Source organism: Pseudomonas sp. GW823-FHT03E05 (assembly GCF_058796855.1).
Map to the genome: position 1 here is coordinate 13,752 of NZ_JBXAJB010000005.1, position 14,996 is coordinate 28,747.

The 14,996-nt window shown below is 64.6% G+C and carries 15 protein-coding genes; 10 read left to right on the forward strand and 5 right to left on the reverse strand.

Annotated features, from left to right (window positions below; genetic code table 11):
• The first annotated feature begins 47 nt into the window (after positions 1–47).
• The gene (locus AC1RCO_RS20495) at positions 48–1,055 is read left to right on the forward strand and encodes a formylglycine-generating enzyme family protein (RefSeq protein WP_492617996.1); all 1,008 of its coding nucleotides are present in this window, start codon (positions 48–50) and stop codon (positions 1,053–1,055) included.
• Here the strand turns inward: AC1RCO_RS20495 and AC1RCO_RS20500 are convergent.
• Positions 1,052–2,140: a calcium:cation antiporter gene (locus tag AC1RCO_RS20500; RefSeq protein ID WP_011059091.1), complete on the reverse strand. Its 1,089-nt coding sequence runs from the start codon at positions 2,138–2,140 to the stop codon at positions 1,052–1,054. The genes AC1RCO_RS20495 and AC1RCO_RS20500 overlap by 4 nt on opposite strands.
• 324 nt (positions 2,141–2,464) lie before the next feature.
• Between AC1RCO_RS20500 and AC1RCO_RS20505 the strand changes: the two genes are divergently transcribed.
• The 3 genes from AC1RCO_RS20505 to AC1RCO_RS20515 all read left to right on the forward strand — a co-directional run bounded on the left by AC1RCO_RS20505 (position 2,465) and on the right by AC1RCO_RS20515 (position 5,711).
• Positions 2,465–3,547, forward strand: coding sequence for a BMP family ABC transporter substrate-binding protein (locus tag AC1RCO_RS20505; protein ID WP_011059090.1), 1,083 nt, complete (start codon positions 2,465–2,467; stop codon positions 3,545–3,547).
• 65 nt (positions 3,548–3,612) lie between these two features.
• The gene (locus AC1RCO_RS20510; RefSeq protein ID WP_125062417.1) at positions 3,613–4,578 is read left to right on the forward strand and encodes a 2-oxoglutarate and iron-dependent oxygenase domain-containing protein; all 966 of its coding nucleotides are present in this window, start codon (positions 3,613–3,615) and stop codon (positions 4,576–4,578) included.
• 179 nt (positions 4,579–4,757) lie between these two features.
• Positions 4,758–5,711 (forward strand): adenosine deaminase, encoded by a 954-nt coding sequence (locus AC1RCO_RS20515; protein ID WP_011059088.1) that lies wholly within the window; start codon positions 4,758–4,760, stop codon positions 5,709–5,711.
• A 78-nt stretch (positions 5,712–5,789) separates the two neighbouring features.
• Here the strand turns inward: AC1RCO_RS20515 and AC1RCO_RS20520 are convergent, their stop codons facing one another.
• Both AC1RCO_RS20520 and vimR read right to left on the reverse strand, forming a co-directional pair.
• Complete coding sequence (locus AC1RCO_RS20520) at positions 5,790–7,166, reverse strand: MFS transporter (protein ID WP_169893074.1); 1,377 nt, start codon at positions 7,164–7,166, stop codon at positions 5,790–5,792.
• A 135-nt stretch (positions 7,167–7,301) separates the two neighbouring features.
• The gene (gene vimR / locus AC1RCO_RS20525; RefSeq protein ID WP_015634026.1) at positions 7,302–8,213 is read right to left on the reverse strand and encodes a transcription regulator VimR; all 912 of its coding nucleotides are present in this window, start codon (positions 8,211–8,213) and stop codon (positions 7,302–7,304) included.
• A gap of 116 nt (positions 8,214–8,329) precedes the next feature.
• Between vimR and AC1RCO_RS20530 the strand changes: the two genes are divergently transcribed.
• From AC1RCO_RS20530 to AC1RCO_RS20540, 3 genes are all read left to right on the forward strand, one after another.
• Positions 8,330–8,623 carry a putative quinol monooxygenase gene (locus AC1RCO_RS20530; RefSeq protein ID WP_015634025.1) on the forward strand — a complete coding sequence of 98 codons (294 nt, stop codon included), beginning with the start codon at positions 8,330–8,332 and terminating at the stop codon, positions 8,621–8,623.
• A gap of 34 nt (positions 8,624–8,657) precedes the next feature.
• The gene (locus AC1RCO_RS20535) at positions 8,658–9,671 is read left to right on the forward strand and encodes a zinc-binding alcohol dehydrogenase family protein (protein ID WP_011059084.1); all 1,014 of its coding nucleotides are present in this window, start codon (positions 8,658–8,660) and stop codon (positions 9,669–9,671) included.
• 143 nt (positions 9,672–9,814) lie between these two features.
• The gene (locus tag AC1RCO_RS20540) at positions 9,815–9,991 is read left to right on the forward strand and encodes a hypothetical protein (protein WP_015634024.1); all 177 of its coding nucleotides are present in this window, start codon (positions 9,815–9,817) and stop codon (positions 9,989–9,991) included.
• 1 nt (position 9,992) lies between these two features.
• Here AC1RCO_RS20540 and AC1RCO_RS20545 read toward each other — a convergent pair whose 3' ends face one another.
• Positions 9,993–11,189, reverse strand: a complete 1,197-nt coding sequence (locus tag AC1RCO_RS20545) for a multidrug effflux MFS transporter (RefSeq protein WP_011059082.1) — start codon at positions 11,187–11,189, stop codon at positions 9,993–9,995.
• A gap of 93 nt (positions 11,190–11,282) precedes the next feature.
• Positions 11,283–11,480: a heavy-metal-associated domain-containing protein gene (locus AC1RCO_RS20550; protein WP_011059081.1), complete on the reverse strand. Its 198-nt coding sequence runs from the start codon at positions 11,478–11,480 to the stop codon at positions 11,283–11,285.
• A gap of 145 nt (positions 11,481–11,625) precedes the next feature.
• Here AC1RCO_RS20550 and AC1RCO_RS20555 point away from each other — a divergent pair, with 145 nt between their 5' ends.
• The 3 genes from AC1RCO_RS20555 (at position 11,626) to cueR (ending at position 14,955) form a co-directional block, all read left to right on the forward strand.
• Positions 11,626–12,009 carry a hypothetical protein gene (locus AC1RCO_RS20555; RefSeq protein ID WP_011059080.1) on the forward strand — a complete coding sequence of 128 codons (384 nt, stop codon included), beginning with the start codon at positions 11,626–11,628 and terminating at the stop codon, positions 12,007–12,009.
• Between the two features lie 148 nt (positions 12,010–12,157).
• Positions 12,158–14,554: a heavy metal translocating P-type ATPase gene (locus tag AC1RCO_RS20560; RefSeq protein WP_492617997.1), complete on the forward strand. Its 2,397-nt coding sequence runs from the start codon at positions 12,158–12,160 to the stop codon at positions 14,552–14,554.
• Positions 14,551–14,955, forward strand: coding sequence for a Cu(I)-responsive transcriptional regulator (cueR, locus tag AC1RCO_RS20565; protein WP_011059078.1), 405 nt, complete (start codon positions 14,551–14,553; stop codon positions 14,953–14,955). Before AC1RCO_RS20560 ends, cueR begins: the two co-directional genes overlap by 4 nt.
• Positions 14,956–14,996: the final 41 nt, after the last annotated feature.

The window sequence follows — 14,996 nt, forward strand, 5'->3', positions numbered from 1 at the left end:
AACATGTTAGTTTGCCGCCCTCATCCGAACCGTTATAGGGACATTACGTGAAACAAAAGCACGGACTGGCGCTCTGCGTCGCACTGCTGATTTCGGGCTGTGGGAAACAGGAGGTTGCAGGCCCCGCCAGCAAAGTGCTGTCACCTGAAAAAGTTGCAGACATTGCTTCAACCATCAGCCGCAGATACCCGGACCTGTCCCCGCAAGTCCGCGATGCGGTGCTCAACACCGTCGTGCGTTCGATGGACAACATGGTGCTGATTGAAGGTGGCGAATTCCAGATGGGGGATTTCGGCTGGCCCCGTGGCTTCGACCCACAGGCCTTGTGCCAATGGCCCTGTGGCGTGGACCCGGCAAACATGGAACGGATCAGCCTCGACATCGATGACGACTTCGTTCACCCGGTCAAGTTGAGCAGCTACTACCTGTCCTCGCTGCAAACCACCTTGGGCGATTTCGATCTGTTCTTCCTGGCGCAAGGCCGGCCGCAATTCGACGCGGCACTGCGCAACCGCGCCGACATGAAACACCTCTACCAGGAAAACCTGCCCGCCCCGGCGTCTCGAAAATGGCAAGAGGCCAAGGATTACTGTGGCTGGCTGGCAGACCTCAGCGGCTATGCCGTGGATCTTCCGACCGAGGCCCAATGGGAATATGCGGCGCGCAACCGTGGCCAGCCGGTGATGTTCGCGACCGACAACGGCAATCTGGACTATGGCCGCAACTTTCCGGCGCCTGACGACAACGAAACCTTCGCCGTGGACAGGTTTGTGCCTAACCCGCTGGGCCTCTACAACCTCACCGGCAATGCCAGTGAATGGGTCAACGACTGGTACGACAAAAACTACTACCGCGAATCTCCCGTGGAGAACCCGCAAGGGCCTGAAACAGGCATTTATCGAGCGCGACGGGGCGCCAACAACAAGTTTGCCAACGACCCGACCTTTTCTCCTTCGGCCAGCACCGTCCGCCGTTGGCGTTGGGGCGCACTCGCGGCCTGGAATGCCCCCGGGGTCAGCTTTCGCTGCGCTATCCAGTCGGCGCCCCCCCTTTAAAGACCGAGCAGCGACAGCATGATGAAGGTCGCAAACAGCACGAAGTGAGTCATGCCTTCTATGGCATTGGTTTCACCGTCGTTGAGGTTGATCGCGCTGACGATCAGGGTGATGAACACCATCACCGTCTGCACCGGGGTCATGGCCATCTGGAAGGGCTGGCCGGTGTACAAGGCCATGGCCTCCATCACCGGCACCGTGAGGATCACCGTCGACAGGGAAGCGCCCAGGGCCACGTTGACCACCGACTGCATGCGGTTGGCCAGGGCGGCGCGCAGGGCGGTCAGGATTTCCGGCGCGGCGGAAATCGCCGCCACCAGGATCGCCGTGATCACCGGCGGTGCGCCCGTGCCTTCCAGGCCCAGGTCCAGGGTCTTGGACATCACCTCGGCCAGGGCGCCGATTACCACCACCCCGAACACCAGGATGCCGATGCTCCAGGCCAGGTTGATGGCATGGGGCTGTTCCTGGGCCTCTTTATTGCGGCGTTTTTCCGGGTAGCTGTAGCTGAAGAAATAGCTGTGCGGCCCGACCTGCATGCGCAGGAACAGGGTATAGAGCACCACCATGGCGCCGATGGTGAAGGCCGAGTAGACCTTCCAGTCGGCCTCGGGGATGAACTCCGGCACCACCATCGACACGCCCATGGCGGTGAGGATCATCACGCTGTAGGTACGCGCCGAGTCGTCGTTGTAGGGCTGCTCGCCATGCTTGATGCCGCCCATCAGTGCGGCCAGGCCGAGGATGCCGTTGATGTCCAGCATCACCGCCGAGTAGATGGTGTCGCGCACCAGGGTCGGCGAGGCTTCGTTGCTCATCATGATCGCCAGGATCACCACTTCCACCAGCACCGCGGCCAGGGTCAGGATCATGGTGCCGTAGGGGTCGCCGACCTTTTCCGCCAGCAGTTCAGCGTGGTGGGCGACGCGCATCGAAGCCATGACGATAAAGCCGATCAGCACCAGCCCGGCGCCCAGGGCGATGCCCTGGCCACTGCCCAGCAACAGGTGTTCAAGCGGATAGGCAGCCACGGCGGCCAGCAGCGCAAGCAGTAGAAACTTTTCTTGCTTGAGGGAATTGAGCATTGCAGTCCTTTGACGGGAATAAAAACGAGTACAGGAGATGACTGAAAGACTGCACCAAGTCACTAACGTTTCGTTACATGTTAGTGCACCAGCCCCAGGCGCCGCGCACCGGGATGGATCTTGAACAGCCCTTCGCCGGCAAGCGGCCTCCTGCATTCCAGCCCCGTAGAAGCTGGCTTGCCAGCGAAAAGCGCGCCCCAAAGCCCCCGTAGAAACCGCCTCGCCGGCGCAACGGCCATCTTTGTTGTCCTCTTGGTCAGCTATTTGCATTGCCCTCCAGTGCTTGCCGCCCCAGCCCCCCACAACAAGATGGAGCTCCCATTCATGCATACACGCCCGTTGCACAAGTTGCTCTGCACCCTGGCCGCCGCCATCGGCCTGAGTGCCAGCCTTACCGCCAGCGCCGCCGATCCGCTGAAGGTCGGTTTCGTCTACATCGGCCCCATAGGCGATCACGGCTGGACCTATCAGCATGAACAGGGGCGCAAGGCCCTGGTGGAAAAATTCGGCGACCAGATCAAGACCAACTACGTGGAGAACGTAGCCGAAGGCGCCGACGCCGAGCGGGTGATCCGCAACATGGCCAAGGACAACTACGACCTGATCTTCACCACCTCCTTCGGCTACATGAACCCCACGCTGAAGGTCGCCAGGCAGTTCCCCAAGGTGACCTTCGAACACGCCACCGGCTACAAGCAGGACAAGAACCTCGGCACCTACCTGGCGCGCACCTACGAGGGCCGCTACGTGGGTGGTTTCCTCGCGGCGAAGATGACCAAGAGCAAGAAGATCGGCTACGTCGCCTCCTTCCCCATTCCGGAGGTGATCCGCGACATCAACGCCATCCAGCTGGCCCTGAACAAGTACAACCCGGGCACCGAGATCAAGGTGGTGTGGGTCAATTCCTGGTTCGATCCGGGCAAGGAAGCCGACGCCGCCAATGCCCTGATCGACCAGGGCGCCGACGTGATCTTCCAGCACACCGACAGCCCGGCGCCGATCCAGGCCGCGGAACGGCGTGGCGTGTACGCGGTGGGCTATGCCTCGGACATGGCCCACTTCGGCCCCAAGGCGGTGCTGACCTCCATCGTCAACAACTGGGGCCCGCACTACATCCAGGCCACCCAGGGGGTGATGGACCACAGTTGGAAACCCCAGGACTACTGGGGTGGGCTGAAAGAGGGTACGGTTGAACTGCCCCTCAGCGACCTGCTGCCGGCCCCGGTGAAAACCGAGGCCGAACAGATCATCGCCAGCATCAAGAGCGGCGAGTTCCACCCGTTCACCGGCCCGATCAAGGACCAGGCCGGGGTCGAAAAAATCGCCGCGGGGGTCAGCGCCAGCAATGCCGAACTGGCCTCGATGAACTACTACGTCGAAGGCCTGAAGGCGGACATCCCCAAATAATCTGGCCGTCGCTGTCGGAGCATCCGCCAGCGACGACGGACCGCCAACAGGATGGGAGCACTTTCATGAATCAACTGCCGATCATCGATATCAGCCCGCTGTATCAGGATGAGCAGCAAGGCTGGGACAGTGTCGCCAAGCAGATCGACCGCGCCTGTCGCGAATGGGGCTTCTTCTACATCAAGGGTCACCCGATCAGCGCACAACGCATCGAGCAATTGCTGAGCACGGCCAAGCACTTCTTCGCCCTGCCCAGTGTTGAAAAACTCAAGATCGATATCACCCAGAGCCGTCACCATCGCGGCTACGGCGCCATCGCCACCGAGCAGCTGGACCCAAGCAAGCCCAGCGACCTCAAGGAAACCTTCGACATGGGCCTGCACCTGCCGGCCGAGCACCCGGACGTGCTGGCGGAAAAACCCCTGCGCGGGCCCAACCGCCACCCCGACCTGCCCGGCTGGCAAGCCCTGATGGAGCAGCACTACCAGGACATGCAGGCCCTGGCCCAGACCCTGCTGCGGGCCATGACCCTGGCCCTGGGCATCGAACGCGACTTCTTCGACCGCCGCTTCCAGGACCCGGTGAGCGTGCTGCGGATGATCCACTATCCGCCGCGCCACACCGCCAGCAGCGCAGAGCAGCAAGGCGCCGGCGCCCACACCGACTACGGCTGCATCACCCTGCTCTACCAGGACGCCGCTGGCGGCTTGCAGGTGCGCAACGTCAAGGGCCAGTGGATCGACGCCCCGCCCATCGACGGCAGCTTCGTGGTCAACCTCGGCGACATGATGGCGCGCTGGAGCAACGACCGTTACCTGTCGACCCCGCACCGGGTCATCAGCCCGCTGGGGGTGGACCGCTACTCGATGCCGTTCTTCGCCGAGCCGCACCCGGATACCCGCATCGAATGCCTGCCCGGTTGCCAGGACGCGGAGCACCCGGCCAAGTACCCGGTGACCACCTGCGCCGAATTCCTGCTGTCGCGCTTTGCCGATACCTACGCCTACCGCCGGGAGCTGGAGCAGGCCTGACCGCCCCCCCGGTCAGGTTTTGCCGAACATTTGCGCCGCCAGATGTAGAATGGCGGCTTTTTCGGGCCCGGTGAAAACCTGGCGAAAGCCGCAAGCCACGGCCAGTTCCCCACAGAAGGGCACGGCCCCGGCAGCGCATCACTCTCGCAGCGCCCGCCTGCACCTGATGAGACGACACCATGTATGACTGGCTGAACGCCTTGCCCAAGGCCGAGTTGCACCTGCACCTGGAAGGTTCCCTGGAACCGGAACTGCTGTTCGCCCTGGCCGAACGCAACAAGATCGCCCTGCCCTGGAGCGACGTCGAGACCCTGCGCAAGGCCTACGCCTTCAACAACCTGCAGGAATTCCTCGACCTGTACTACCAGGGCGCCGACGTGCTGCGCACCTCCCAGGACTTCTACGACCTGACCTGGGCCTACCTGCTGCGCTGCAAAGAACAGAACGTGATCCACACCGAACCCTTCTTCGACCCGCAGACCCACACCGACCGTGGCGTGCCGTTCGAAGTGGTGCTCAACGGCATCGCCAGCGCACTCAAAGATGGCGAGCAGCAACTGGGCATCACCAGCGGCCTGATCCTCAGTTTCCTGCGCCACTTGAGCGAAGAAGAGGCGCAGAAGACCCTCGACCAGGCGCTGCCGTTTCGCGATGCATTCGTCGCCGTGGGCCTGGACAGTTCTGAAATGGGCCACCCGCCGAGCAAGTTCCAGCGGGTATTCGACCGCGCGCGCAGCGAAGGCTTCCTGACCGTCGCCCACGCCGGTGAAGAAGGCCCGCCGGAGTACATCTGGGAAGCCCTGGACCTGTTGAAGATCCAGCGCATCGACCACGGTGTACGTGCCTTCGAAGACGAGCGGCTGATGCAGCGGATCATCGACGAGCAGATCCCGCTGACTGTGTGCCCGCTGTCCAACACCAAGCTCTGCGTGTTCGACCACATGTCCCAGCACAACATCCTGCAAATGCTCGAGCGCGGGGTGAAGGTCACGGTCAACTCCGATGACCCGGCCTACTTCGGCGGCTACGTCACCGAGAACTTCCACGCCCTGCACACCGACCTGGGCATGACCCAGGACCAGGCCCGGCGCCTGGCGCAGAACAGCCTGGATGCACGGCTGGTCAAGCCGTAACGGCCTTCGCCGGCCAGCCGGCTCCTACACGAATCTGTAGGAGCCGGCTGGCCGGCGAACAGGTCCCCCCCGTCTCTATCAGCTCCCCGCCTCGCTCAACTCCTCCAGGGTCTTGCCCCGGGTTTCCATCCCGAACAGCCAGACCACCCCCGCGGCAATCACGAAGCACGCCGCCCCCAGGGCGAATACGCCGCCCTGCCCGGTCAACGGAAACACCAGCCCGGTCACCAGCGGCCCCAACAGCGAACCGATGCGCCCCACCGCCGAAGCGAACCCCGAGCCCGTAGCCCGGGCCGACGTTGGGTACAACTCAGGGGTATAGGTGTAGAGCACCGCCCACATGCCGAACAGGAAAAACTGCATCAGCAGCCCGGTGCCGATCAGCAGGCTGACGTTGCCGCCAAAGACCGCACTCTGCCCGTAGAAGAAGGCCATGACCCCGCCGCCGAGCAAGGTCACGATGCACACCGGCTTGCGCCCCCAGCGCTCCACCAGCCAGGCGGCCATGAGGAACCCGGGAATTCCGCCCAGGGAAATCAGCACCGTGTAGTACACCGACTGGGTCACCGCGAAACCGGACTGCTGGAGCAAGGCGCTGAGCCAGGACGTCAGGCCGTAGAAGCCCAGCAGGGCGAAGAACCACAGGCTCCAGATCATCATCGTGCGCTGGCGATAGAGCGGCGACCAGATCTGCTTCAGTGCCGAGAAAAAGTGCCCCGGCGCACTGTCGATACGCGGCAGGCGCAGCGGCTCCGGCAATTGCGCCGTGCCCAGGGAAGCGCGCACCTTGTCTTCGATGCCACACAGCACCCGATCCGCATCGGCGTGGCGCCCGGCCTGTTCCAGCCAGCGCGGTGACTCGGGAATGAAGAAGCGGATCACCAGCACGAACACCGCCGGTACTGCCAGCACCAGGAAGATGTCACGCCAGCCGATCAGCGGCAGGAGGAAATACGAGAGCACCCCCGCGGCGACGAAACCCAGGGGCCAGAAGCCGTCCATCAGGGCGATGTAGCGCCCGCGACGCTGGGCCGGAATCATCTCCGAGAGCATCGACTGGGCGATGGGAAACTCCATGCCCATGCCGATCCCCAGCAGCACCCGGAACAGGGTCAGGCTGTCCACGCTCTGGGCGGTGGAACACAGGTAACTGGCCACGCCCCAGAGCACGATGCTCCACTGGAACACCGGCTTGCGCCCATAGCGGTCGGCAAGCATGCCCGACAGCGAGGCGCCCAGCACCATGCCGAAGAAACTGGAGCTGGCCAGCAGGCCGGCCTGGGCCGAACTCAGGCCAAACTCGGTTTTGATCGAGCCGAGGAGGAAGGTCATCATCGCCAGGTCCATGGAGTCGAAGAAAAACGCCAGGGCGATGATGATGAAAATCACCCGGTGATAGCCGCTGATGGGTAGCCGTTCCAGGCGCTCTGCGGCGCTGTATTCCTGTATGCCCATGCCCGTTCCCCCGGTTGAATGCTTGACCGCCCGAGTGTGCGGGATCGAGGCCGAGGCTGATTGCCGAGGGCGACCTGTTCGCGTCCGCCAGCGACGCCGAGGGCACGGTGCCCAGGCTCGCCGGCAAGCCGGCTCCTATCGCGGGCGTTGCGCGCTGATCTGCGCGCAACGCTCCTGGAGCAGGTCACGCAGTAGTTTCACCGGTTTGCTCAGGTGCGCCCGGTGGGTGCACAGCAGGTTCAGCGACGCGCCTTCGCAGCGCAGTTCCGGCAGCAGTATCTGCAGGCGGCCGGCCAGCACATCGGCGGCCACATCCAGCCAGGACTTGTAGGCAATCCCCTCACCGGCCACGGCCCAGCGCCGCACCACATCGGCGTCGTCGCTCAGGCGGTCACCACTGACGGTGAGGCTCACCTCGCGCTTGCCGTCATGAAAGCTCCAGAGGTCATGAGCCCGGCTATCGAGCATGTACAACAGGCAGTTGTGCTGGGCCAGTTGCTCCAGCTGGCGCGGCTCGCCGTAGCGGGCCAGATAACTGGGGGCGGCGCACAGCACCCGGCGGTTGTCCGGAGCCACTGGCAGCGCCACCAGGCTGGAGTCCTCCGGTTCGCCGTAACGCAGGGCAATGTCCACCGGCTGGCGGAACAGGTCGGCAATCCGGTCCCCCAGCAGCAGGCGCACGCTGAGCTTGGGATGTTCACGCTGGAACTCGTCGAGCCAGGGCAACAGCAGATTGCGGCCAAAATCCGAAGGGGCAGAAAGCTGCAACACGCCACTGACCTGATCCTGACCGCTGGCCAGCAGGCGCCGGCCTTCATCCAGGTTGCTCAAGGCCGCCCGGGCGTATTCGAGAAAGCCCTCGCCCTCCGCGGTGAGCCGCAGGCTGCGGGTGGAACGGGCCAGCAGGCGTGCGCCCAGGTGTTCCTCGATGCGCTTGAGGGCAGCGCTGGCCACCGCAGGCGACAGGTCCATGACCCGGGCCGCCGCCGACAGGCTGCCCAGGTCTGCGGCACGCACGAACAACTGCAGGTCATCGAATCGCAGCATGAGGTCTTCCCGGATTATCAAAAAAATATTGAAAGAGCCTGCTCTTTTAGCCGGTTTTATCCTCGGGAGAAATAGCCAATCATCCCTCCCATCGCCCAGCACCTGAGGAAGCCCACATGTCCCAAGCCTTCACCGCGATTGCCACCCTGATCGCCAAGCCCCAGCAGCAAGACGTTCTCAAGCGCGAGCTCAGCGCCCTGGTCTCGCCCAGCCGCGAGGAAAGCGGTTGCCAGTACTACGAGCTGCACCAGGATGCCGAGCAACCGGGCACCTTCTACGTGCTGGAGCGCTGGGACGATGAAGCAGCCCTGGAGTTTCACAACAACACCGCGCACTTCCGGCATTTCCTCCATCAGACCCGCGAGGCGATCGAGCACTTCGAGCTCAAGCGCCTGCAGTTGATTGTCTGAGCCTTTTTTCCCTACTCATCATCAGGAACTCAACATGAAAGCCATCGCCTATTACGCTTCCCTGCCCATCGACGATCCCAAGTCCCTGCAAGACATCGAGCTGCCCGAGCCCGTGGCCGGCCCTCGCGATCTGCTGGTGGAAGTCAGGGCCATCTCGGTCAACCCGGTGGACACCAAGGTGCGCCAGAACGTCCAGCCCGAAGGTGGCGCGGCCAAGGTGCTGGGCTGGGACGTGGCCGGGGTGGTCAAGGCCGTGGGCAGCGACGTCAGCCTGTTCAAGGTCGGTGACCGGGTGTTCTACGCCGGCTCCATCGCCCGGGCCGGCGGTAACAGTGAGCTGCACACTGTGGATGAACGGATCGTCGGCCACATGCCCAAGAGCCTGGACTTCGCCGCGGCCGCCGCCCTGCCGCTGACCGCGATCACCGCCTGGGAGCTGCTGTTCGAACGCCTGCAGATCAGCCAGGAGCCGGCTGACAAAGGCCAGAGCCTGCTGATCGTCGGCGCTGCCGGCGGGGTCGGTTCGATCCTCACCCAACTGGCCCGTCAGCTCACCGGCCTCAAGGTGATCGGCAGTGCCTCCCGCGAACAGACCCAGGCCTGGGTCCGCGAGCTGGGCGCCCATGCGGTGGTGGACCACAGCCAGCCACTGAGCGCCGAACTCCAGCGCATTGGCGCAGGCCAGGTGACCCACGTCGCCAGCCTGACCCAGACCGATGCCCACCTCGACCAACTGGTGGAAGCCCTGGCACCCCAGGGCAAGCTGGCGCTGATCGACGATCCGAAAAGCCTCGACGTGACCAAGCTCAAGCGCAAGAGCCTGTCGTTGCACTGGGAGTTCATGTACACCCGTTCGCTGTTCGAAACCGCCGACATGCAAGAGCAGCACGTGCTGCTCAACCGGGTCGCCGAACTGATTGACGCCGGCACCTTGAAGACCACGGTCGGTGAGCACTTCGGCCAGATCAACGCAGCCAACCTGCGCCGCGCCCACGCCCTGCTGGAGAGCGGCAAGGCTCGCGGCAAGATCGTCCTCGAAGGTTTCTGAGGCGTTAACGAACGGCAGCCGGCACCGGTAAAAGGTGCTGGCTGCCGTCAGTCCGAGAGTTGATTCCGGTCATATTTGTGACCGTATTCGGGTCTACACTGGGGGCCCTTGCAGCGCAGTCTTTTACCGTTAGGAGGTCAGCAATGAAGATCCTGATAAAAGAATTGGCACACCCCCAGGGCTCTCAATGGCAGGTGCGGCTCGACCAGCATGTGGTGACGTTCCGCAGCGAGGCCGAAGCCCGGGCCTTTACCCAGACCCTGCAAAGCCGCCTGCAAGCCCCCCACCCGATTCCCCAGAGCCAGCGCGCCACCGGCTGACTCAGAGCTCGGCAGCCTTCAGCGCCCGGGCATTCTGCAAGCGCCGGGTCATGACCGCCATGCTCACCGCCAGCACACCGCACAGGCTGATGACCATGGCCATCGGCATGGCGCTGCCGTCATGCAGCACACCCACCAGGTACGCCGCCCCTGCCGCCACGCTGAATTGCAGGCAACCGAGCATCGCCGAGGCGCTGCCGGCCCGTGCGCCCTGACCATTCATGGCGCAGGCTGCGGCATTGGGAATGATGCAGCCCAGGCTGGCGATACACACGAACAGCGGCAGCAGCAGCGGCCAGAGCGCACTGGTGTGCAAGGCGCTGACGCCGAGCAGGGTCAGGCCCGCTGCCAGGTAGATCCACACGGTGCGCGCCAGCAGGAACGCCGGGCCACGCTTGGCCAGCAGGCGCGCATTGATCTGCGCCACCAGGATGAAGCCCCCGGCATTGATCCCGAAGAACCAGCCGAAGTGCTCCGCTGGCACGCCGTAGAGCTTGATGAAGACAAAGGGCGAACCGGCAATGTAGGAAAACATCCCGGCAATGGCGATCCCGCCGGTCAAGGCATGGCCGAGAAATACCCGGTCCGACAGCAGCAGGCCATATTGGCGCAGCGCCCCGGACAGAGGCAGGCGCGGGCGGGTGGCCGGCATGCTTTCCGGCAGGCCCAGAGCCACTGCCAGCCCGGACAGTGCACTGAACACCGTGAGCATGATGAAGATCGACTGCCAGCCGTAGAGGTTGACCAGCAGGCCGCCCAGCATTGGCGCCAGGATCGGGGCCAGGCCCATCACCAGCATCAGTTGGGAGAAGACCTTGGCCGAACCCACCGCATCGCACTTGTCGCTGACCACGGCCCGGGAAATCACCATCCCGGCGCATCCGCCCAGGGCCTGGACAAAGCGTGCGCCGATCAGCCATTCCAGGTTCGGCGCATAGGCGCAGGCCAGGGAGGCCAGCGTGAACAGGCCCACCCCCGCCAGCAGCGGCAGGCGCCGGCCAAAACGATCGGCCACCGGGCCATAGGCCAGCTGGCCGATGGACAGGCCGAGGAAGTAGGCGGCCAGGGTCAGCTGAACGTGTTTTTCATCGGTGCCGAAAGCCAGGGCCATCGAGGGGAAGGCCGGCAGGTAGAAGTCGATGGCCAGCGGGCCGAAAGCGCTCAGAGCGCCGAGAATCAGGATTGTGCGGAGGTTCATGGCATCCAAACGAGCGTTGGTCAGCGGTCGCACAGTCTAGCCGCGCTTGGACGCCTTGAACATTCCGATAGGTCGCTAACTATATAAAAAGGCTCAGGCAACCTTGACCGCGTAGCCTTCCTCGCTGATCAGGCTGATCACCTCATCGCTGGACAGGCGGCTCTCGACCCCGACTTCCTTGGCCGCCAGATCCACCCGCACGGTGGCCGCCGGGTCCTTGCTTTGCAGCGCCTGGGTGATGGCACGCACACAGTGACCGCAGGACATGCCTTGAACGTTGAATACTTGCATTGCGCTTCTCCTGTATTGGGTTGGAGCAAGTCTTGTCCTTGCCACCGTGGCAAGGTCAAGTTCCGGATTGATCTGCCGGGCTGGAAATCGGCGGCGCGCTCGGCCAAGCTGCACGTCTTACGACATCACAGCGGGAGATTCAGCCATGCGCTGGTCAACTTTCAGCCTCGTCGGCCTCCTGGGCCTGTTCGCGGCAACCCCATCGGCGCTGGCCGCCGGAGAGGACTACGGCGTGCTGATCATTTCCAGGGAGCGGCTGGAAGTCGCCACGTCCTGCGAGATCGGCCTGTACATCCAGGACCAGCTCGCCGGTCGGCTGTTCCAGGAACAGAGCGCCTCGTTCAACCTGCCGCCGGGCAAGGTTTCCCTGCGCCTGAAACTGCTGCCAGGCCAGGCCCCGGGCTGCAACGCCGGGCTGCTTGCCCCGAGTTCCCAGGACATCAGCCTGCGGGCTGGCGATGTGCTGAAGTTCCGCATCGCCATGAACGCGTCGGGCATGTACCTCAAGCCCGCCGCCCTGGAATACTGACACCCCGCCCCCTGCCGAGCTCCCGGGCCTGCTGTTCGCGCACTGCGAGCAGCCCCTGGGACAAAATGAAGCACCCGTGCAATGCCCCCTTGACCTTGCCTGCGTGGCAAGGTTGATCCTGTAGGCAACATTCACAGGGAGCGTCGCCATGCCTGAATCAACCACTTTCGACCTGCCGATTGCCGGCATGACCTGCGCCAGTTGCGCCGGGCGCGTAGAGCGTGCCCTGGGCAAGGTCGCCGGCATTCGCACGGTCAGCGTCAACCTGGCCACGGAACAGGCTCGGGTCGAAGCACCGCAAGACAGCCTGCCGGCCCTGCTGGAAGCCGTGGAAAACGCCGGCTACAGCGTGCCGGTACAAGCCGTCGAACTGAGCATCGGCGGCATGACCTGCGCCACCTGCGCCGGGCGAGTCGAACGCGCCTTGAACAAACTCCCCGGCGTCCGCAGCGCCAGCGTCAACCTGGCCACCGAGCGTGCCAATGTCGAACTGCTGGGCCAGGTCGACCCGGCGCTGCTGATCAATGCCGTGACCCAGGCCGGCTACTCCGCCAGCCTGTGGCAGGCCGAGCAGAAACAGGGCGACGAGCAACAGCAGAACCTGCGACGCGAGCGCTGGAGCCTGGTGCTGGCCATCCTCCTGGCCCTGCCCCTGGTGCTGCCGATGCTGGTGCAGCCGTTCGGCCTGCACTGGATGCTTCCGGCCTGGGCCCAGTTCGCCCTGGCCACCCCGGTGCAGTTCATCTTCGGTGCACGCTTTTATGTCGCGGCCTGGAAGGCCGTGCGCGCCGGCAGCGGCAACATGGACCTGCTGGTGGCCCTGGGCACCAGCGCCGGCTATGGCCTGAGCCTGTACGAGTGGGCCACCGCCGCCGCGGGCAGCATGCCGCACCTGTACTTCGAGGCCTCGGCGGTGGTAATCGCCCTGGTGCTGCTGGGCAAATACCTGGAAAGCCGCGCCAAGCGCCAGACCGCCAGTGCCATCCGCGCCCTGGAGGCCCTGCGTCCGGAGCGGGCGATCCAGGTTATCGACGGCCGCGAACAGGAAGTCGCGATCAGCGCCTTGCGCCTGGGTGACCTGGTGCTGGTCAAGCCCGGCGAGCGCTTTCCGGTGGACGGCGAAGTCATCGAAGGCCAGAGCCATGCCGATGAAGCGCTGATCAGCGGCGAGAGCCTGCCCGTGCCCAAGCAACCCGGCGACAAGGTCACCGGTGGCGCCATCAACGGCGAAGGCCGGCTGCTGGTGCGCACCCTGGCCCTGGGGGCGGAAACCGTGCTGGCGCGGATCATTCGCCTGGTGGAAGACGCCCAGGCCGGCAAGGCACCGATCCAGAAACTGGTGGATAAAGTCAGCCAGGTGTTCGTGCCCACTGTCCTGGTGCTGGCGCTGATCACGCTGGTGGGCTGGTGGCTGTACGGCGCACCGCTGGAAACCGCGGTGATCAACGCCGTGGCGGTGCTGGTGATCGCCTGCCCTTGCGCCCTGGGGCTGGCCACGCCCACGGCGATCATGGCCGGCACCGGCGTGGCGGCCCGCCACGGCATCCTGATCAAGGATGCCGAAGCCCTGGAGCGGGCCCACGAAGTCAGTTCGGTGGTCTTCGACAAGACCGGCACCCTGACCTCCGGCACCCCGCGCATCGCCCATATGCAGGCGGTGGAAGGCGATGAAAACAGCGTGCTGCAACTGGCCGGTGCCCTGCAGCGCGGCAGTGAGCACCCTCTGGCCAAGGCCGTGCTGGACCTGTGCCAGGAACGCCAACTGCCGGTGGCTGACGTCAGCGCCAGCCAGTCCCTCACCGGGCGAGGCATCGCCGGCACCCTGGAGGGCCGCCAACTGGCCCTGGGCAACCGCCGCCTGCTGGAAGAAAGCGGCCTCAACCCCGGCGACCTGGCCCAGGCGGCCAGGAACTGGGAACACGAAGGCCGGACCCTGTCCTGGCTGATCGAGCAGAGCCCGCAATCCCGGGTGCTGGGCCTGTTCGCCTTTGGCGACACCCTCAAGCCCGGCGCGCTGCAGGCGGTGCAGCAACTCAATGCACGGCATATCAGCAGCCATTTGCTGACCGGCGACAACCGCGGCAGCGCCAAGGTGGTGGCCGATGCCCTGGGCATCACCGACGTGCACGCCGAAGTGCTGCCGGCGGACAAGGCGGCCACGGTGGCCGAGCTGAAAAAGACCGGCGTGGTGGCCATGGTCGGGGATGGTATCAACGACGCCCCGGCCCTCGCGGCGGCGGACATCGGCATCGCCATGGGCGGCGGCACCGACGTGGCCATGCATGCGGCCGGCATCACCCTGATGCGCGGCGATCCACGGTTGATCCCGGCGGCCCTGGAAATCAGCCGCAAGACCTACGCGAAGATTCGCCAGAACCTGTTCTGGGCCTTCGTCTACAACCTGATCGGCATCCCGCTGGCGGCCTTCGGCCTGCTCAACCCGGTGCTCGCCGGGGCGGCCATGGCGCTGTCCAGCGTCAGCGTGGTCAGCAATGCGCTACTGTTGAAAACCTGGAAACCCAAAGACCTGGAGAACGCCGAATGAACATCGGCCAAGCAGCCCGAAAGAGCGGCCTGAGCGCCAAGATGATCCGTTACTACGAGTCCATCGGCCTGCTCAAGCCCGCCCATCGCAGTGACAGCGGCTATCGCCTGTATGGCGATGACGACCTGCACAGCCTGGCCTTCATCAAGCGCTCCCGGGACCTGGGGTTTTCCCTGGAAGAGGTGGGCAAGCTGCTGACCCTGTGGCAGGACCGGCAGCGGGCCAGCGCCGATGTGAAGGCCCTGGCCCGCCAGCATATCGACGAGTTGAACCAGAAGATCCGCGAGCTGGCAGGGCTGCGCGACACCCTGCAGGACCTGGTGGAGCACTGCCAGGGCGACCACCGCCCGGACTGCCCGATCCTCAAGGAACTGGCCTCGGGCAGTTGCTGCGGATCCTGAGCCTGTGACCTGCCGCCCCATGTAGCCGCTGCCGAGCCCTG